Here is an 18628-nt window from a genome sequence, read left to right as displayed (position 1 = left end):
GCTCAACTAAAGTGACAAAATCACTTTTATACACACTACTATCTATACAACTCATAATTATAAGAAACGAACCTTATGACGTATACCAAACAATGCCTGTTTATTCTGCTACTTTTTGTTGTGTCTAGCGCACAAGCAGAACTGCCGCCACAATTATCCCCCCCCCTAGATAACCTGACGATTTATTCCAGCGCGGCTATCACTATGGGTGCCAGTTCAATCGTCGGTGGTAATATTCAAGTAGAGGCTGCTGCCACGATAGGTGCAAGCTCAACCGTCAGTGGCCACCTTATCGCTGGAGCGGCTGTAACACTTGACGCCACTGTAACAATTGGTGACTTTGTTGAGGCCCGTGATGCGGGTACGATCGGCGCAGACTCAACGGTTGGTGGCCACTTTACCACCGGAGATGCAGCAACACTTGGCGCCACGACTATTGATGGCAATATTATTGTTGGTGGCGACCTTACGGCTGGCGCTGCAATACTTGTCGGCACCAAGGCAATAATCGGTGGTAATGTTAGATCAGGAGCTACCACATCCACAGACTTTGGCGCAGATACAATAGTTAAAGGCGATGCGACGGCCGGAACCGCCTTAACACTGGGTGCTGATGTCGTCATTCAAGGCAATGCTCAGGCTGGGAGTGGTGCTATAGCGCTTGGTGTGAATTCAGCTGTAGCAGGTAATGCTAGAGCCGGAACCAGTGTTACACTAGCCGCAAATGCAACTGTTGGGGGTACAATTACAGAAGGGAGTATTGAGCAATTTACTAATGCCCCCAAAGAGCCAATAGATGATCAGAGTCCGCAACTTCTCGCTATACAAGCAGAGCTAGCGGCAATGCAAGCTCCAGCAGAAAATCAACTCACTACCGCGATGACCATAAGTACAACACTTAAGAAGGGCGTTTATCATACAACAGCACTAACAACCACTGCGGGCATCACAATTACCTTTGATGGCGAAGGCGTAGATGGCCATTGGCTTATCAATAGCGACTCCTTTGTTGCCTTTGGTGCCAGTACGGTAATTGAATTACTCAATGTAACCCCCAACAGCACCATCACCTGGAATGCAGGAGGCTACATATCTGCAGGCGCAAGTGTCAATCTAGTAGGGTCTTTTTTTGCGGGCTCCTACATTCTCACTGGAGCAAGTACCACGCTAAAAGGCGTCAGTGATAGTTGTGGTGGTTTTTTCACCACGACTGGCGCTGTCACCTTAGGCGCCAGTAACTTAATTGGCACGATTGGTTGTACTGCAACTCCTGCTGATATCCCTGCTATTCACCATTATGAAATTGCTCATGATGGCCAAGGGTTAACCTGTGACGCTGAGACTGTGTTAATTAAAGCTTGTACCAATGAAAGCTGCTCAGAGTTAAGTACTGAATCAGTAACACTTGATTTTCTTGCTAACGGTGCTGTTATTAGTTCTCCAAGCTTTGTCGGCAGTACTGACGTGACTTTTAATCATAGCGTTGAAGAGACCCTGACTTTTTCGCTCGACGCCACCATTGCAGCAGACAACTCTTTAGTATGTGACGATAGCAATAACACTGGTTGTGACATGGAATTTACCAATGCGGGTTTCAGGTTTCTCTATGGTGACAGTAATAGCACCACCTTGCCCAATCAAACTGCAGGTTCAGTATTTGGCGAAACTTTAAAGCTACAGGCAGTGCAAAACAGTGATGGTGTCTGTACGGGTTTATTTAACAAGAAGACCAAGGTCGATTTATCGCAGGAAAACCTTGCACCTAATGGCACTAGTGGTCTCAGTTTTAGTATTGATGGTAATGATATTGCAAAACACTCAGGCGTCACCCCTACCGAATTAATCTTTGGCGCCGACAGTATTGCAATAATACCGACACCCTTATATCACGATGCGGGACAAATTCGTCTGCATGCCAATTATGACCTAGACGGCGTAACACTATTTGGCAGTAGCGATCCGTTCTGGGTTAGCCCAGCCGAGCTTGTGGTCAGTGCTACATTAGGAATAAGCCACTTAGATGGCGCTACGGCAACCGCCAGCCCAACTCATGCTGCAGGCGAGAGTTTTACGCTAACCGTAAGTGCCTTCAATAGCCTTGGCGTCATCACACCAAACTATTCACCTGCACTTAACGCAATACAGCTTAAGCTTGAGCGCACAGGTCCTACCTTAAATGATAGTGTCGACGGTGACTTAACTTATGCCGCAGAGAGCTCGCTAGCAACTAACATTAGTCCTGTATTCAAAAGTGTGACGCTCAATAACTTTTCTTCAGGGCAGTCGGTTTATACTGACGCGCAATATTCAGAAGTGGGCTTACTAAATCTAGACCTTCAAGACAGTAATTATGGCAATGAAGGTATTGTGATTGATGCTACTGATATAAATATTGGACGTTTTACGCCAGCTTATTTTAAGCAAAGTGTTAGGGAAGAACATAAAGGTGATTTTAATGCTTACCCTTACCCTGACGAAACAGAGCTTTGTAGCTTTTTTGATTGGGCTTATACTGGACAACGCAAGACTGATAATGAAGGCGCTATTACCGACGAAGGTGCCATTGCTTATAGTCTAAAGCCAAAAATAACCATTACGGCATTTAATGCCAATGACGCCATCACCAAAAATTATACTTTGGGCGAACCTGAAGGTTTTATGAAGTTGTTGCCCAGTAGTGTCAGTATTAGTGTACCGACACATGATAAAATGCAGCAAGTTGTGGGCAGTAGTACTGACGATGTTCATGATCCCGTTGCTATTAGTGCCGTTATGCACCCAGGTAGCTTAAGTGCCAGTCTTGATGATAGTGATGACTTTATTGCAGGTGAATGGCTTTATACTTTTTCGCCCGAGGATCATTTCACTTATGACCATAGTGGTAGCAGTCTATTACCGCCTTTTGGTGCAAAAATCCCCTTTGTTACTGAGCAAATTATTGATACAGATGGCATAACATTAGCCATAACATCAGCTACTGAAGCTTTTGTTACCGAGGGGGTACAAATTCGATTTGGCCGCTTAGTGTTACAAAACAGCTTTGGACCTGAAACGTCAGACTTGCCACAACCGATGCAAATTGAACATTTGACTGCCGATGGTTTTATTGTCAGCTCAGATAATAATTGCGCCCGTTATGATAGCAGCAAGATTACACCTAGCGATATTAGTTTAGACCCTGCATTAACCCGTGCACTACCAGACCCGCCAGCAGCAATGGGGAATTTCCTTGCGGGTAAAACACGGACCATTAAATTGGCCGCACCTGGTGCTGGACATCAAGGAAAAATCGCTGTGTCATATAAAGCTTATGATTGGTTTAAATATGATTGGAACGTTAATGGTGTCTATGTTCACCCTTCAGCGGTTGCCTCGTTTGGCCAGTTTCGAGGTAATGACAGAATCATCTCTTGGAAGGAAGTGTTTAATCAGTAATAGTCAGTAACCTTGAAATAATGACACTAAGGACTATTTCAAGGTTTTCTAACAACGAGAATACTAGTTATTAAGTCTACTGCTTAGAGGGTTGTTTTGTCGGTCGAACTTCAGTCCGTCAACCGTTTAGCGGACTAATTATTGTCATGGGCCAACAATCATCTGCAGCGACTATTATTGGGTTTGTCCGCATTAATGCCAAACACGGTTAAATTGCATTTAACTTGATGGACTAAAGTCCAACCTACATGGGGCAACTGTTAAATGGGAAATTAATCTGATGGATTAGCCATTTTTTGTAGGTCGGACTTCAGTCCGTCAACCGTTTAGCGGGCTAATTAACGTCATGGACTAACAAACATCTGCAGTGGCTATTATTGGGTTTATCAGCCTTAATGCCAAACAAAGATAAATAGCGATGTTAATTTCAGCTTAAACAATGATAATCAACTACCAAAGAGCGATTAACAATGGCCTAATGCTAATAAACTAAATTCCCTTTTTAAATTAAAAAGACTTGCTTTAAGCCATGCTACAATACCTATTGTGTAGTGTTCTAGGGTTATTACCCCTGAACACTATGACTTGTATTTAACATTGTCTCCCCCTCCCAGTTTATTATTAACTAGCTAAAATTCAGAGATATAAGAGTATTATGCCAGAATTACCAGAAGTTGAAGTTTGTCGTTTAGGTATTACACCCCATATTTCAGGGCAGGAAGTGGCCCACGTGGTGGTTCGCAATGCCAAATTACGCTGGCCTATACCTGATGAAGTGCATAGTGTTGTTGGGCAAACCTTAGAGAAAATAGAGCGTCGATCTAAATATTTATTGCTCAGGTTTTCTAGTGGCACCTTGTTATTACATTTAGGCATGTCGGGGTCAGTGCGTATTCTTGAACATAACACTCCTGCGATAAAGCATGACCATTTTGAAATATTATTTGTGAACGACAAAATGTTGAGATTAAATGATCCGCGCCGTTTTGGTGCTGTATTGTGGTTTCCCGAACATCATGACTTGCAAGGCTTATTGACCAAATTAGGCCCAGAGCCACTAACAGATGACTTTACTTATGGGCATTTATTTGCCAAAGCCGGTAATCGGAAAGTGCCGATTAAAACCTTCTTAATGGATAATCATGTCGTGGTAGGCGTTGGTAATATTTATGCCAATGAAGCACTATTTATCGCCAGCATTCATCCTGCTTCGCTAGTGAATAGCATCAGTGAAGCGAAGTTTAATGAATTAACCGATATTATTAAGCGGGTACTCGCTGCGGCCATCGCACTCGGTGGAACCACTTTAAAAGACTTTACACAGGCAGACGGTAAGCCAGGTTATTTTGCCCAAAAACTTTTTGTTTATGGCCGTGCTGGTCAGCAATGCGATGGCTGCCAAACCGTATTAGAAGAAATTCGTCAATCTAATCGCAGCTCAGTGTTTTGTCCACAATGCCAAGTATTACCAGAAAACACCCCTAAAGATGTACAGAATAAAAAACTGAAAGCAAAAGCGAAAACTACCACAAAGCAGCTTGCCGTTAAGAAAAAAGTGGTTAAAAGCAAAAGCGCTAACCAATAACGGCTTAAAAAATTTCAGGACTCCCTAATCGTAATAAAGCCTGACCATAGTAGAGAGGGTCTCATGTTTATTATTAAACTTAAGGCTATGAACTAAAGTCTGTAAAGTAAAGATGGTAAATTAACCTTTTATTTTATCAATTTTATACAAATAAACTGGTGATTTATAGAAATCATCAAGCCGTATTATTTTTTCAGGCTGGCAAGATGGCAAAGCAAAATTATTGCTGATCAGAAAGTCAACCTTGGGTTGTTTGGCCAGTAGTTGATGCTTGATTTTGTGCATTGCTTGCGGATATAAATAACAAACAATGACTGCTGTGGCTGGTAAGTTTACCTGATGAAAGTTTTGTCGATACAAGGTGAGATTCTTTAAACGCGCTATTTTTTTAAGTAATGTTGAGCTCAGCCATGGCAGCAAAGACAACTCATAGCCAATAACTTGTCTTTGGGGATTACGCTTAGCCATCGGTATCACAAAGTTGCCCCAACCACTACCAAAATCAACAATAGGGCCAGTACCCGTCTCATCCGCTAATGCTAGCATTGCATTATAGGCCTTTTTTGAGCTTGGCATCGGGGATATACCCAATTTTATGGTGCTGTATATCAATGACATGGCAATAAAAGCCATTGCGATTAACAGTAAAAAATCAAATATTATCAAGGGTTAATTCCATAACGGGCAGCCATCGCTATTTTAGCCATACGTTAACCATGATTTTTTGTTTATGCAATGCCTTTTGCTGTTTTTACTTGGCTAATCATTGCGATAATGTTAAATAACATTGCCAAGTAAATAAAAGCGATTAAAGCAGCCCAGAGCAGACTGCTCTAATCTTGAGCCAATAAAACAAGATAATCTATTGTATTTAAAGGATAATCAATACCGATGTGATTGAATTAACTTATGATAAAAGCTGGTGTGGCTAGCAATACTTTACAAAAAATGAACCGTTTCATAAAGTATTGGCATTCAAAAGCTATTTACTGACTTTCATTCACTGTACAATAGTGTTTTATACAGTGTGGTTATACTGATTTTGGCACTTATACTTTTAACAAAAGTATTTTTATCGCTTGTAAAGTGAACGCCACGAATAAATTCAGATAATCCGGTAAAAGATGAGTAACTTGAGCTGTCGATAAATTAATTGTCTATAAGGCACTTCTAACGCCTACTGGTGTTATTTTATTAGTATTAGAGCCTATTATTTTATAAAATGCCTGATAAGCGCTAAAGTTTCATTATTGGGATTATAAATCAATGCATATGGCAGGTTTTTAGTTGTTTACAGAACTCTTATTCAAATATCAGGTTAAATAACTTAATGAAATCTTATGAAAATATTGCCGAATTAATTGAAAACTTAACGTTAGAAGTTAAATCAATTAACGATGAAATTGCTACCCTGCAAGCAGAGCCCCAGAGCTTTAATGAACAAATTATTTTTCAATATATTTCGACAGGCAGTACCGGTAAAACAAAAGATTTTGTGCGTTCGTTAGGCGTAAAGTCTGAGCGTGGTTCACTATTTTCTTCGGGTGATGTCAGCAAGTTAATAAAAGCGGGTAGCGATGATATTTCATCTGAATTACTTGCTATAGCGCGAAAGGTCGCTAACACTAAAAATAAAAATGGTAAGCTACGTTAAAACGTAACCTGTTTTTTGCTAAATAGCACAAATAATTTTAAGTTCTGATTTGTAATGGTGATAGCAAGTCAGAATTATATTTTTCACCGAAGACAAAGAGAATAATATGAGCAAAGGTATAGTTAAGTGGTTTAATGCAGATAAAGGTTTCGGCTTTATTACTCCAGAAGATGGCAGCAAAGATTTATTTGTTCATCATTCAGAGATCCAATCTGGTGGTGAATACGCAACATTGGCCGACGGCCAAGCTGTTGAGTTTGAAGTTGGCCAAGGTCAAAAAGGTCCATGTGCTAATAAAGTAGTTGCTGTTTAAGCGCTAGCACATAAGTAACCTGAGCTAAGAATAAGCAAATGACCTGATCTCGATATAACGTCGTTATTGGTTATAAAGTTAATTCATATATTTAAATTTTAAGTACTATGAAACACTTATCCGGCATAAGGTTAATAAGCGAGTGCGTAATACGTACTCGCTTATTTATATTTGTTAATAGAACATTTGGCTTTTATTACCCTTTCATTTCCACTTTCCCTTGTTACCTGCGCCTTTACTGCTACTGACGAGATAAGCATAATGCCTTTATATTTTGTACTTGTGGCTTTAATCAACTGATCAGTACATTGAACGCAAAAGTACCAAATAAGCGACTGTTGTTCATTTGCCTACATGACAATAAACCACAGAACGTAATATTGTACTTATTGTTTTATATTTTTTCGCATACTGCTATCAAGTGCTTGTTTTACAATCGGGTGAACAAACTCGCTGACATCACCATTGTGCAACGCCACTTCCTTAACTAACGTTGAAGATATAAAAGAATTTCTCTCGGCGGGTGTTAAGAATACCGACTCTAAATCCGGAGCTAAACGTCGATTCATATTGGCTAACTGAAATTCGTAGTCAAAATCAGAGACCGCTCGTAAACCACGAATTAGCACCTTTGCTTGATGCTCTTTAGCAAAATTTATCAATAAACCACTAAAGCCTGCGATGGTAACGTTCGGTAAATGTTTGGTGACTGCTTCAAGTAAAGCAACCCGTTCGGCTAAATCAAAATGTGGCTGTTTACTCGGGCTAGCGGCAATACCAACAACAACCTCACTGAATAAGCGACTTGCACGTTCTATTAAATCGGTGTGACCGTTGGTGACAGGATCAAAGGTACCTGGATAAATCGCTTTAACTGACATAATTTTAGCTATTTTCAAATGAGTAAAAATCTATTGTAATTGTTGAAGCCACTAATTTCAAAGCAATCAAATAATTTAAACTACACCCTACTGTTTCAGCTTAGCTAACATGGCCGTCATTTGATCATTAATCATATTTAACGCTTTGTAGGGGCGGATCATTACTTTGAATTCAGTAATTTTTCCGTGCTCATTCCATGTAATCATATCAATACCATTGATGTCGATGCCCTGAATATTTAACGAAAACTCTAATACGGCTGAATTATCGCCTGAAAACTCTCGATCGTAATTGAATGTACCATTTAGAAATGTCTGAAAGGCAGCCGTTAAGTACATGCTGACCATTTTTTTTCCTTGAATAGGTGTATGGATAACAGGTGAAAATAGGGTGACGTCGTCAGCAAGCAAAGTAGAAACCTGAACAATTGCTTTACTTTTTATCAGAGTGTGCCAATTATTAAGCATTTTTATTATTCCTTTTATTTGGTTTTTGTTCACTGTAAACTAAGGCTCAACCAAATCTAACAGGTGTCAACATTAAGTTTACTTAAAGTATTTACTCGAAATGCTTTAATTTTCGCTGATTTTGATAGTATGATGGAAAAATATCTGACAACCAATACAAGAAGTAGTGTCCATGAAAACTCGGGATAAAATAATTCAAGCCAGCATTGTCTTATTTAATGAACAAGGTGAGCGTAATGTTACCACCAATCACATTGCCGCTGATCTTGGTATTAGCCCTGGTAATCTGTATTACCACTTTCGTAATAAAGAAGACATTATACTTTCGATCTATGAAGAGTATGCGCGCAACCTTTTAATAGAAACCATGCCGGAAGTGAACCCTGATGTAAAACCACTTGATGCCATTATTTTGTATATGGATGTGGTGTTTCTGGCGATGATGAAGTTTCGTTTCTTTTATAGTAATTTACCGGTACTGCTAGCAAAAAATCCGTTATTGCACGATAAATATGTTGAAGTACAAGGCTTTATTGCACAACGCGTCAGTGAATTGTTACTGTCGCTGCGTAACGCAAACATGATGGATTTTTTAGATGAAGACCTGCCTGACATTGTCAGTATTTTACGTTTAGTGAACACTTTTTGGCTCAGTTTTTATCAAACACAAAATAATGATAATGAAATGAACGACGCAGTATTCTATCAAGGGGTATTGAAAATATTAGTCATAATTCAACCATACATTAGTGATGAAGCTAAGGATGAATTTTTAGAAGCTCGTGCTATGTACCGTCAACGTTGCCAAGATAGCTTAAAGGTCGCTTAACTACTGCTTAGAGCTCACTTAACTACTGTATAAGTAATCCATAAGCATTGAATGTCATTGAAAGTACTTACTCAAAGTACTTTCAATTAGTAATAACTCAAACTACCAGCAAACCCCGGCTATAGCCATAGCTTAACTTTTAAGACTGGTAGCCGTTTAACAACGCTTGCCAATTTTTTTCACACCATTGAAAATTTGTTATCCTATTATTTTCTTTGCGAAACGATCTCAGTAGTCTAGCCATATTTTCTTCTGGCCATTTAGTCTGCTGTTTACGCTGTTCACCTTGGTCAAAATCGATTAACCAAACCTGATCATTGTCATCAACTAAAATATTATGAGCATTTAAATCATGATGATAAATACCTTGCTGATGAAAAGCCTTTATTACCTTGCCTATTTGTTGCCAAAGTAAGTCATTGATTGCATACTTACTGAGCAAGCCGACCAAATCACTGGCATTTTCAACACGGGATGACAATAAATCAGCGCGATAAAACAAGCCATTTTTAATCACCCGAAAAGCAATAGGTTTTGGCGCGGGTAAGCCTAATGCCCGCATGGATTTGAGTAAAGCAAACTCACGAGCCGCACGCGTATTTTCAATGCCGGTATATAAATATTGATCCTTAATTACTTTGCCAATTAAACCGCCACGATAGTAATGACGCAACACCCAGTTTCGCGCCGTGCCCATAGCATTTTCAGTAGCAATAAACCAAGTCGTGCCACGACCTTGAGCACTGCCAACTACACTATTTTTTGCTTGCCAATAATCACTATTAAGCATTTCAGGTATAAAAGTGCTGACTTCGTCACTATCGTATCGACAATAAACATGGCCTTGATGAAAAAATTTTTCAAGACAAGGTTTTACAATTGCGGGCTGGTTCAAGATAATAGGCCTATATTATATTTATACTCCTATTGTGGTGAATCCTTTATGCTGGGTCAATTATCTGCTCCAAAAAATTTATGTTTATTGCGATTATCTGCCATTGGTGACGTATGTCATGCGGTGGCTATGGTACAAAGTATTCAGCGACAATGGCCAGAAACCCAAATCACTTGGGTAATAGGCAAGATTGAAGCGAGCTTATTACAAGATATGGTTGGCGTTGAGTTTGTTATTTTTGATAAACGTGCCGGCCTAAAAGGCTATCGCGATTTAAGGGAAAACCTTAAAGACCATAAATTTGATGTTTTGCTGCATATGCAAGTAGCACTGCGAGCTAGTATTGCCAGCCTATGTATTCCAGCCAAGGTCAAAATTGGCTTTGATCGCCAACGCGCAAAAGAGGGCCAATGGTTATTCACCAATAAAAAAATAGCGCCGCAAAATCAACCTCATGTGCTAGACGGTTTTATGGGCTTTGCCAAAGCCCTAGGTTTGGAAGTTACTGCACCTTTATGGCAAATGCCGTTAACAGATGACATTCAATTATGGGCTAGTGAAAAGCTTAGTGCCGCGAATACTGCCAGCAAACCCATTGCCGTTATTTGCCCTGCAGCTAGTAAAGCAGAACGTAATTGGCATACTGAAGGATACTCGCAAATAGCCGAGCATTTAAGCCTTTGTGGTTTTAAAGTGGTGATATGTGGCGGCCCAACCACAATGGAAAAGTTACTTGCCGAGGCAATCATTAGTCGCAGTAACTGTAGCCCGGGTGAAAGTGAAATACAGAATTTGGTCGGTCAAACTAGTCTAAAACAATTGTTAGCGGTATTAAAAATTGCTCACCTTGTGGTGGCACCCGATACTGGCCCAGCTCATATGGCGGTGACGGTTGAAACACCGGTTGTAGGTTTATATGCTCACAGCAATCCCAAACGCACAAGTCCTTACTTGTATCCACAATATGTTGTCAGTGCTTATGCGGCAGCAATCAAGGTGCAATATAAAAAAAACGTTGAAGAACTGCCTTGGGGTACCCGTGCCAAAGGTAAAGATTTAATGATGCAAATTAGCATTACTCAAGTAAAGAAAACGATTGATCGCCTTATTCATGATAACTATCCAGAGTTGCTCTAAGCCAGCATTTAGGTCTAGCTATGAAAAAATATGTTACCGGTTTTTTATTCTCTAAGGACGCAAGTCATCTGGTGTTAATTAAGAAAAAAAATCCGCCATGGCAGTGTGGTTTATTTAATGGTGTTGGCGGGAAAATTGAAGCTAATGAGTTATCAGTTGATGCCATGGTCAGAGAATTTATTGAGGAAACTGGCGTTACAACCCACAAAACCGATTGGACCTGTTATGCAAAAATATACCGGCCCCATTACTATGATGTAGATGTTTATTTTGCACATTCTGATCTAGCTTTTAGTGCCAAAACCATTGAGCAAGAGCCAGTACATATTATTAAACTAACGGAATTACCAAATAATATTATTCCAAATTTACAGTGGTTAATTCCGTTAGCTTTAGATAAACAAGCCGATTTTTTAATACCTGTGTTATTACAAGAAGTAGCACAAGCGCGGACTAAAGCATAATGATTAATGAGTCCGGCTAACCTGTTAATCACCATACTAAACCTATAACTAATAACTAATAAAAACAAGAATATAGAGATGAAAAGTAGAAAACTGCATAAACTCATTGGCCTGACTTTAGTGTTACCTATGTTGGGTTGGACACTGACTGGATTAGTATTTTTTATTAAACCCGGCTATCAGGAGGCTTATGAACAATTATCAGTAAAACGTCACCCTTTGAGTCAAGTGTTGACCGTTGCACCAAAGAAAAACTGGCAAGAGGTGAGGTTAGTTAACACTATTTTAGGGGCTCATCTATTGGTGAAATCTAGCCATAAAGTTGAGCATTTAGACCCAGTATCACAACTCGCTAAACCAGCGCCAACGAACTTACAGTTTAAAGCGCTGTTAAATGATGCCTTTAGCGACAACAAAGCGCGTTATGGCGACATTGAGCATGTTAATGGTTTATCAGCACAAACGAGCACAGGCGTGGAAGTAACGCTTGATTGGCAGACCCTGAAATTAAGCCAAACTGGGCAAGACACCAAATTAATTAACTTACTGTACCAAGTACATTATTTGCAATGGACACCGTTCAAAGGCATAAATCAATTGTTAGGGGTAATCGGTCTACTCTTGTTGATTTCCCTCACTGTTTTAGGGGTTAGGCTTTATATGAAACCGCGCTCTTAATCTTAGCCTTAACGCTAAGATTAACCCAAGCATTTATGATTTTAGTAAGGTTTGCAGTGCAGTTAAAGACTGCGCCGTTGCACCTTGGTTTGCCTGCACGACTTTATAGCTATTTTGGCCTAGTGTTTGTGCGCTAGTTTCGTCAACCAGCAAGCGTATAACTTCTTGCGCTAACGCTTGCGCCATAGCTTTATTTTCATTAAGTTGCACTATGCCCTTTGCTGAGGTTAGTTGCGCTAAAATCTCTTTAAAATTACTCATATTTGGGCCAACAATGACTGGCTTTTGAAATAATGCCGGCTCTAATGGGTTATGACCGCCTATATCACTAAAGCTACCCCCCATGGTAACTACGTTAGCTAGTGCGCATGCGGCGAGTAGCTCACCTAAAGTATCAATAACCCATACATTGGTATTGAGTGTTACAGGCTGTTCTTGGCTACGTCTGAGCACTTGATTGCCGGCGTCTGCTGCAAGTTTAACGACTTGTTCAAAGCGCTCAGGGTGTCGAGGTACAATAACCAATAAGGCATTACTGTCTTGCTGTTTTACTTGCTCAAAGGCCTTTAATATCAGTATTTCGTCACCGGGATGTGTGCTGGCTATTAACCAAATTTTACGCTTGTCTACCAATAAAGTGCTTAACGCTTGTTGTTTAGTCGCTACATCATGATTTAACGAGATATCAAATTTTAAGTTACCTGATAACACGCACCTTGCCGTGTTTGCCCCCATCGCCAAATAGTTATCTTGGTTGACTTGGCTTTGGGTTAATATTTTGTCAAAACAGCGAATAGTTGGGGTGATCAACCAAGCGATTTTTTTATAGCTGCGCATGGATTTGTCAGATAATCGACCGTTAACTAACATTAGTTTAATATCATAACTTGCGCACTGAGTGATTAAATTCGGCCATAATTCAGTTTCCATAAAAATCATCGCTTTGGGCTTTAAGCATTTTAGAAATAAAGCAGTAGAAAAAATATTGTCTAGCGGCAGATAACAATGTTGCACTTTATCAGCAAATAATTTTTGCACTTGTGCTGAGCCTGTGGGGGTAAAAGTAGTGACTGTGATCGGCACTTGAGGGTAGTTGCTCAGCAGTTGGGAGATAAAAGGTTGTAAGGCGATAACCTCACCCACACTAGCAGCATGAACAATAATACCGTTAGGCTGAAAATTTTTTGCCAACATACCCAAACGTTCAGGTAGGCGTTGTCGATAAGCTTGATGACTTAGCGAGCGCAACAATAAAACCAGCAAAAGTAGTGGTGTTAAGATAAGAAATAATAATCGGTATAAAACTAAAGCAAGAGTAAAACGCACTTAACCAGCTCAAAAATCTGAAAATCAATGTTGAACAGTATACCTAGCGACTGCTGAACTTTCACTGTAATCTCGGGTATGGGTTGATATTAATCTCATGTATCAGCCCATATTAACGTTTAAAAATAGTATCAAGAATAATTGATGAATTAGTTCTGGCTACGCCTTCAAGTGAACAGACCATATTGAGTACTTCATTTAGCTTCTCTAAAGTACTCGCTTGTATTGTCACTAATAAGTCGTATTCACCGCTAATGGAATATATATGACTGATTTGGTGCACTTTTCGCAAGGCTAAGCAGATAGTTTTTCGCAAATTTGGGTTTACTTTTAATGACACATTAGAGGTAATCAATTGGCTGGTGTATTCACGGCCTAAAACGACACTATAGGCTTCGATAACATGATTATTTTCAAGCTTATTCAGTCGGTTTTGTATCGCCGTTCTTGAAACACCGGTTGCTCTGGCTATGTCAGATACACTGGCTCTGGCATTGAGCCGTAATATTGACAGTAGTTCTTCATCTTTTTCAGTTAACAATGGGCATTCCTAAAATGGCAAAAAGCAAGAAAACAGCCATAATATTACACTTTGACATAGTTATATGTCAATTTGACTATAAAAAAAGACAAATCATTAAGTAATGTCACTTTTTTATGTCATGGTCTGAGCGGATAATACCACCATTGAAAGACTTTTATTTTTTAAGGAATTAATGTGACCGATTCTGCTAGCACCAACAATTTTTATGCCCATTTAACCACGCAAATAAACCAAGTAAAAGAAGACGGTTTATATAAAGCCGAAAGAATAATAACGACGGCGCAACAACCACAAATGGCGGTTAACACCGGCGAAGCTGTAGTGAACTTTTGTGCTAACAACTATTTAGGCTTAGCAAATCACCCCGCATTAATTACCGCGGCTAAACAAGGGTTAGATGAACACGGTTTTGGTATGGCTTCAGTGCGTTTTATTTGTGGCACACAAGACATTCATAAAACCTTAGAGCAAAAATTAAGTGCTTTTTTAGGTATGGAAGATACTATTTTATATTCTTCATGTTTTGACGCTAACGCCGGTTTATTTGAAACTTTGTTAGGGCCTGAAGACGCAATTATTAGTGATTCACTTAACCATGCCTCGATAATTGACGGTGTACGTTTATGTAAAGCAAAACGCTTTCGTTATGCCAATAATGACGCCGCTGAACTTGAAGCGCGTTTAATTGAGGCTGATGAAGCCGGTGCCCGTTTTAAGTTAATTGCTACCGACGGGGTATTTTCGATGGACGGCGTTATTGCTAATCTTAAAGCGGTTTGTGATTTAGCTGACAAATACAACGCCATGGTCATGGTTGATGACTCACATGCAGTGGGTTTTGTTGGTGAACAAGGCCGTGGCAGCCATGAATACTGTGATGTTATGGGTCGTGTTGATATTATTACAGGTACTTTAGGTAAAGCCATGGGTGGCGCATCAGGTGGCTACACTGCAGCGAAAAAAGAAGTGGTTGAATGGTTACGTCAACGTTCACGCCCCTACTTATTTTCTAACTCATTAGCCCCTGCGATTGTTAATGCGTCAATTACTGTGATTGATTTATTAGCCGAAGGCGGCGAATTACGCAAAACATTAAAAGACAACGCTGCCTATTTTAGAAGCCAAATGGAAGCCGCCGGTTTTACCTGTGCTGGTGCTGATCACGCGATTATTCCGGTTATGCTGGGTGATGCCAAAGTAGCCAGCGCTATGGCTGATCGTTTATTAGCTGAAGGCATCTATGTTATTGGGTTCTCTTTCCCTGTCGTACCTAAAGGCCAAGCGCGTATTCGTACACAAATTTCTGCTGCTCATACCAAAGCTGAATTAGATAAGGCCATTGAAGCCTTTGTGCGCATTGGTAAAGAAATGCAAGTGATTGAGGGCTAAACATGAAGTCATTAGCGAAATTAAAGTCTGAACCTGGTATTTGGATGACAGATTCACCTATACCAGAAGTGGGTCATAACGATCTGCTGATCAAAATTAAAAAAACCGCGATTTGCGGTACCGATATTCATATTTATAACTGGGATGAATGGGCACAAAAAACTATTCCTGTACCTATGGTTGTTGGCCATGAATATGCCGGTGAAGTGGTTGGCATGGGTCAAGAAGTACGCGGCTTTGCCGTTGGTGACCGTGTTTCTGGTGAAGGCCATATCACTTGTGGCCATTGTCGTAACTGCCGCGCAGGTCGCACACATTTATGTCGCAATACTGTTGGTGTTGGCGTAAATCGTTCAGGTTCTTTTGCTGAATATTTAGTCCTGCCCGCATTTAACGCTTTTAAATTACCTGATGAAATTTCAGATGACTTAGCGGCTATTTTTGACCCCTTTGGTAATGCGGTTCATACCGCACTGTCGTTTGATTTAGTGGGCGAAGATGTTTTAATCACTGGTGCTGGCCCTATTGGTATTATGGCAGCAGCGGTGGCAAAGCATGTCGGGGCACGTCATGTAGTGATAACAGACGTTAATGAATACCGTTTAGATTTGGCGCGTAAAATGGGTGCTTCTCGTGCGGTTAATGTCACTAAAGAAAAGCTGACTGATGTGATGAACGAGTTAGGCATGACCGAAGGCTTTGACGTGGGAATGGAAATGTCAGGGGTACCGATGGCGTTCATCGACATGTTAAACAACATGAATAATGGTGGTAAAATTGCTATGTTAGGTATTCCTGGACAGGATATGGCGATTGACTGGAGTCAGGTTATTTTTAAAGGCTTAACCATCAAAGGCATTTATGGTCGTGAGATGTTTGAAACTTGGTATAAAATGGCCAGTTTAATTCAATCAGGTCTAGATTTATCACCGATGATTACTCATCACTTTAATATTGATGATTTTCAGCAAGGTTTTGATATCATGCGTTCAGGGCAATCAGGTAAAGTAATTTTAAACTGGGAAAAATAATGGCAAGTAGCGAAGAAGTTTTTAAACATATGCAAATCAGTGAACTGCATCAAACGTTAGCGAGTGATACGCATGTGGTGGTCGATATACGTGATCCAGCTTCGTTTCAATCGGGGCATATCCCTAATGCTATACATTTAAGTAATGACAGTTTAGCTGAATTTTTGCGTACTGCTGATTTTGACGCCCCCGTAGTGGTGTGTTGTTATCATGGTATTTCAAGTCAACAAGCGGCGCAGTTTCTGATCAGCCAAGACTTTACCGAGGTTTATTCTTTGGATGGCGGTTTTACTGATTGGCAATTGCAACATCCGGATACTGTTGCTCGCTAATGTTGCAACAAGCGCTGCGACCCCTGGTAACAGTAACGCAACATAATATTGCCTTACTGTTTTGCAACTACCTGAACACACTTGATGTTCAGGCGCAGGTGCAAAATGAAGAGGCTGGTTTTGTTATCTATTGCCAAGCTGATAAATATGATTTTGCTCAACAAGAGTTTGAGCAATTTATCGCTGAGCCTTACCAAGCTAAATATCAGCAAGCTGCCTGGCAAAATAGTCATGTGACAGAGGTTAACTCAAGTTCTCCAGCTTTATTGAGCAGTTTTAAAACTCAGTTTTTTGCTCATGCTGGTATGGTCACCTCAATGGTTTTCATCTTATGTTGGTTGGTTTTTCTTGCCAGTAATTTTGGTTGGGGCAATACAATATTTCATTATTTACAATTCTACCCTCAACTAAGCTTTGATACGGTATTACAAGCACCTCATCGGTTAATTGGGCCCGCTTTTTTTCACTTCTCATGGTTACATCTTATTTTTAATACTATGTGGTGGTGGCAATTGGGTGGCTCGGTTGAGCAAATCATGGGAAAAGCTAGCTTAGTCAAGTTACTGATTATTTCTGCGCTTGTGTCTAATGTTGGGCAATTTTTTGTTGATGGACCTAACTTTGGTGGTTTATCGGGCGTAGTATATGGGTTGGTTGGCTATGTGTGGTGGCTGGGCTGGTTGCAGCCAGAAAAAGGGCTCTCGCTGCCTAAACCCATTATTGGCTTTATGCTGTTTTGGTTATTATTAGGTTATACCAGCTTAATGCCGATTAATGTTGCGAACACCGCACATTTATTAGGTCTGCTCAGTGGTTGTCTACTGGCTTATATTCACGTTTTACAAGATAAAAAACACACTAGCTAATATGAGTAATACCTGTTTACATTAATAGTTTATTGACTTTATATGCAGGTGACACCTTGAAATGTAAGGTGTTTATTTAATCGTTTGTGTTAGTAATAATTAAATAAATATCGAAGTAGTCACTTATTTTAATCCATAGGTGCATGTGTTTTCATTAAATACTCTGAGTATTAATGATGGGTAGTTGATTTAGCAGCGTTTAGTTATCTAACCATTGAGTGAATAACAATTTTTTAATTAATGGCTTACCTGTTTCTTCTGCTAATAATTGTTTAACTTTCTCTTCACACAAACGCTGTATTTCATTGCGACCATTGATTGATTTTATTTGTGACTCGGGTTGTTGGCCAATAATATTAATAATGGCATCACGCAGCAACGGAGCATGATGTTCAACAATCGTATAATTTACCGAGTCTTCAATCATCAACTCTACCGTTAGGCGAACATAGCCCATTTCTTTCTTAACGGCCACGTAATTAGTCACTATCGAAGGTTCGAAGCCAAAGTAAGCATAGTCAGCCGCTTTGGCAAAAGACGAACTAAGCAGTACTAACATAAAAAAAATGGATGTTTTCATACACTAAAACTCACATGGGTTAATAAATTAACTATTTACAGCCAAACAGTAAATAGTTGATTGCGACTAAATGATAACCTGAATTTTGATTATGCGTTGAGTTATTTAGCGATTTTTTTATCTGACGCTTATCTGACTGATATCTAGCTAATATCAAACTCATGCCTAACTAATAGTACTGGTCTAAAATCGCTAATATCTACAGGTGTAAGTCAGTGGTG

General features: G+C 39.9%; 19 protein-coding genes. 12 read left to right on the top strand and 7 right to left on the bottom strand.

The window, feature by feature from the left end:
• The first annotated feature begins 75 nt into the window (after positions 1 to 75).
• Together H4J46_RS09475 and mutM are read left to right on the top strand one after the other, a co-directional pair.
• Entirely contained in the window at positions 76 to 3435 is a 3360-nt protein-coding gene (locus H4J46_RS09475; RefSeq protein ID WP_182233251.1) for a DUF6701 domain-containing protein, read from the top strand.
• 655 nt (positions 3436 to 4090) lie between these two features.
• The gene (gene mutM / locus H4J46_RS09470) at positions 4091 to 5020 is read left to right on the top strand and encodes a bifunctional DNA-formamidopyrimidine glycosylase/DNA-(apurinic or apyrimidinic site) lyase (RefSeq protein ID WP_182233250.1); all 930 of its coding nucleotides are present in this window, start codon (positions 4091 to 4093) and stop codon (positions 5018 to 5020) included.
• Between the two features lie 120 nt (positions 5021 to 5140).
• Here the strand turns inward: mutM and H4J46_RS09465 are convergent, their stop codons facing one another.
• A complete protein-coding gene (locus H4J46_RS09465) occupies positions 5141 to 5686 on the bottom strand; it encodes a class I SAM-dependent methyltransferase (protein WP_259365767.1) in 546 nt (181 codons plus the stop codon).
• Positions 5687 to 6350: 664 nt separating this feature from the next.
• Here H4J46_RS09465 and H4J46_RS09460 point away from each other — a divergent pair.
• Together H4J46_RS09460 and H4J46_RS09455 are read left to right on the top strand one after the other, a co-directional pair.
• Positions 6351 to 6674, top strand: coding sequence for a hypothetical protein (locus H4J46_RS09460; protein ID WP_182233249.1), 324 nt, complete (start codon positions 6351 to 6353; stop codon positions 6672 to 6674).
• Between the two features lie 106 nt (positions 6675 to 6780).
• Complete coding sequence (locus tag H4J46_RS09455; RefSeq protein WP_081150364.1) at positions 6781 to 6987, top strand: cold-shock protein; 207 nt, start codon at positions 6781 to 6783, stop codon at positions 6985 to 6987.
• A 386-nt stretch (positions 6988 to 7373) separates the two neighbouring features.
• Here H4J46_RS09455 and coaD read toward each other — a convergent pair whose 3' ends face one another.
• Both coaD and H4J46_RS09445 read right to left on the bottom strand, forming a co-directional pair.
• Positions 7374 to 7868, bottom strand: coding sequence for a pantetheine-phosphate adenylyltransferase (gene coaD, locus H4J46_RS09450; protein ID WP_182233248.1), 495 nt, complete (start codon positions 7866 to 7868; stop codon positions 7374 to 7376).
• 87 nt (positions 7869 to 7955) lie between these two features.
• The gene (locus H4J46_RS09445; protein WP_182233247.1) at positions 7956 to 8336 is read right to left on the bottom strand and encodes a nuclear transport factor 2 family protein; all 381 of its coding nucleotides are present in this window, start codon (positions 8334 to 8336) and stop codon (positions 7956 to 7958) included.
• Positions 8337 to 8508: 172 nt separating this feature from the next.
• On the opposite strand from H4J46_RS09445, the gene H4J46_RS09440 reads away from it, so the two are divergent.
• Positions 8509 to 9165 (top strand): TetR/AcrR family transcriptional regulator, encoded by a 657-nt coding sequence (locus H4J46_RS09440; RefSeq protein WP_182135772.1) that lies wholly within the window; start codon positions 8509 to 8511, stop codon positions 9163 to 9165.
• 139 nt (positions 9166 to 9304) lie between these two features.
• Here the strand turns inward: H4J46_RS09440 and H4J46_RS09435 are convergent, their stop codons facing one another.
• Positions 9305 to 10060, bottom strand: coding sequence for a 3-deoxy-D-manno-octulosonic acid kinase (locus tag H4J46_RS09435; protein ID WP_220462988.1), 756 nt, complete (start codon positions 10058 to 10060; stop codon positions 9305 to 9307).
• Positions 10061 to 10108: 48 nt separating this feature from the next.
• On the opposite strand from H4J46_RS09435, the gene H4J46_RS09430 reads away from it, so the two are divergent.
• Genes H4J46_RS09430 through H4J46_RS09420 form a run of 3 tightly spaced genes read left to right on the top strand, consistent with a single transcriptional unit; the run spans position 10109 to position 12339 of the window.
• Entirely contained in the window at positions 10109 to 11197 is a 1089-nt protein-coding gene (locus H4J46_RS09430) for a glycosyltransferase family 9 protein (protein ID WP_182233246.1), read from the top strand.
• 20 nt (positions 11198 to 11217) lie between these two features.
• Positions 11218 to 11661, top strand: a complete 444-nt coding sequence (locus H4J46_RS09425) for an NUDIX hydrolase (protein ID WP_182233245.1) — start codon at positions 11218 to 11220, stop codon at positions 11659 to 11661.
• Between the two features lie 51 nt (positions 11662 to 11712).
• The gene (locus H4J46_RS09420; protein WP_310650226.1) at positions 11713 to 12339 is read left to right on the top strand and encodes a PepSY domain-containing protein; all 627 of its coding nucleotides are present in this window, start codon (positions 11713 to 11715) and stop codon (positions 12337 to 12339) included.
• Positions 12340 to 12372: 33 nt separating this feature from the next.
• Here the strand turns inward: H4J46_RS09420 and waaA are convergent, their stop codons facing one another.
• A complete protein-coding gene (gene waaA / locus H4J46_RS09415) occupies positions 12373 to 13665 on the bottom strand; it encodes a lipid IV(A) 3-deoxy-D-manno-octulosonic acid transferase (RefSeq protein WP_182233243.1) in 1293 nt (430 codons plus the stop codon).
• Between the two features lie 112 nt (positions 13666 to 13777).
• On the bottom strand, positions 13778 to 14206 hold the full coding sequence (locus H4J46_RS09410; protein ID WP_182233242.1) for an Lrp/AsnC family transcriptional regulator: 429 nt from the start codon (positions 14204 to 14206) through the stop codon (positions 13778 to 13780).
• Between the two features lie 177 nt (positions 14207 to 14383).
• Here H4J46_RS09410 and H4J46_RS09405 point away from each other — a divergent pair, with 177 nt between their 5' ends.
• From H4J46_RS09405 to glpG, 4 genes are read left to right on the top strand one after another with little or no spacing between them, the layout of a single operon-like run.
• Positions 14384 to 15598, top strand: coding sequence for a glycine C-acetyltransferase (locus tag H4J46_RS09405; RefSeq protein WP_182233241.1), 1215 nt, complete (start codon positions 14384 to 14386; stop codon positions 15596 to 15598).
• A gap of 2 nt (positions 15599 to 15600) precedes the next feature.
• Positions 15601 to 16629 (top strand): L-threonine 3-dehydrogenase, encoded by a 1029-nt coding sequence (tdh, locus tag H4J46_RS09400; protein ID WP_182233240.1) that lies wholly within the window; start codon positions 15601 to 15603, stop codon positions 16627 to 16629.
• A complete protein-coding gene (gene glpE, locus H4J46_RS09395; RefSeq protein ID WP_182233239.1) occupies positions 16629 to 16961 on the top strand; it encodes a thiosulfate sulfurtransferase GlpE in 333 nt (110 codons plus the stop codon). Before tdh ends, glpE begins: the two co-directional genes overlap by 1 nt.
• Positions 16925 to 17827 (top strand): rhomboid family intramembrane serine protease GlpG, encoded by a 903-nt coding sequence (gene glpG / locus H4J46_RS09390; protein ID WP_259365766.1) that lies wholly within the window; start codon positions 16925 to 16927, stop codon positions 17825 to 17827. The genes glpE and glpG overlap by 37 nt, the downstream gene beginning before the upstream one ends.
• 199 nt (positions 17828 to 18026) lie before the next feature.
• Here the strand turns inward: glpG and H4J46_RS09385 are convergent, their stop codons facing one another.
• Positions 18027 to 18407, bottom strand: a complete 381-nt coding sequence (locus tag H4J46_RS09385; RefSeq protein ID WP_182233238.1) for a flagellar basal body-associated protein FliL — start codon at positions 18405 to 18407, stop codon at positions 18027 to 18029.
• Positions 18408 to 18628 lie beyond the last annotated feature (221 nt).

The sequence above is a fragment of the Colwellia sp. MB02u-6 genome (genome assembly GCF_014077095.1).
Lineage (GTDB): Bacteria > Pseudomonadota > Gammaproteobacteria > Enterobacterales > Alteromonadaceae > Cognaticolwellia.
The sequence above is the reverse complement of the archived record's forward strand: the minus strand, read 5'-3'. Positions and strand labels throughout refer to the sequence as shown.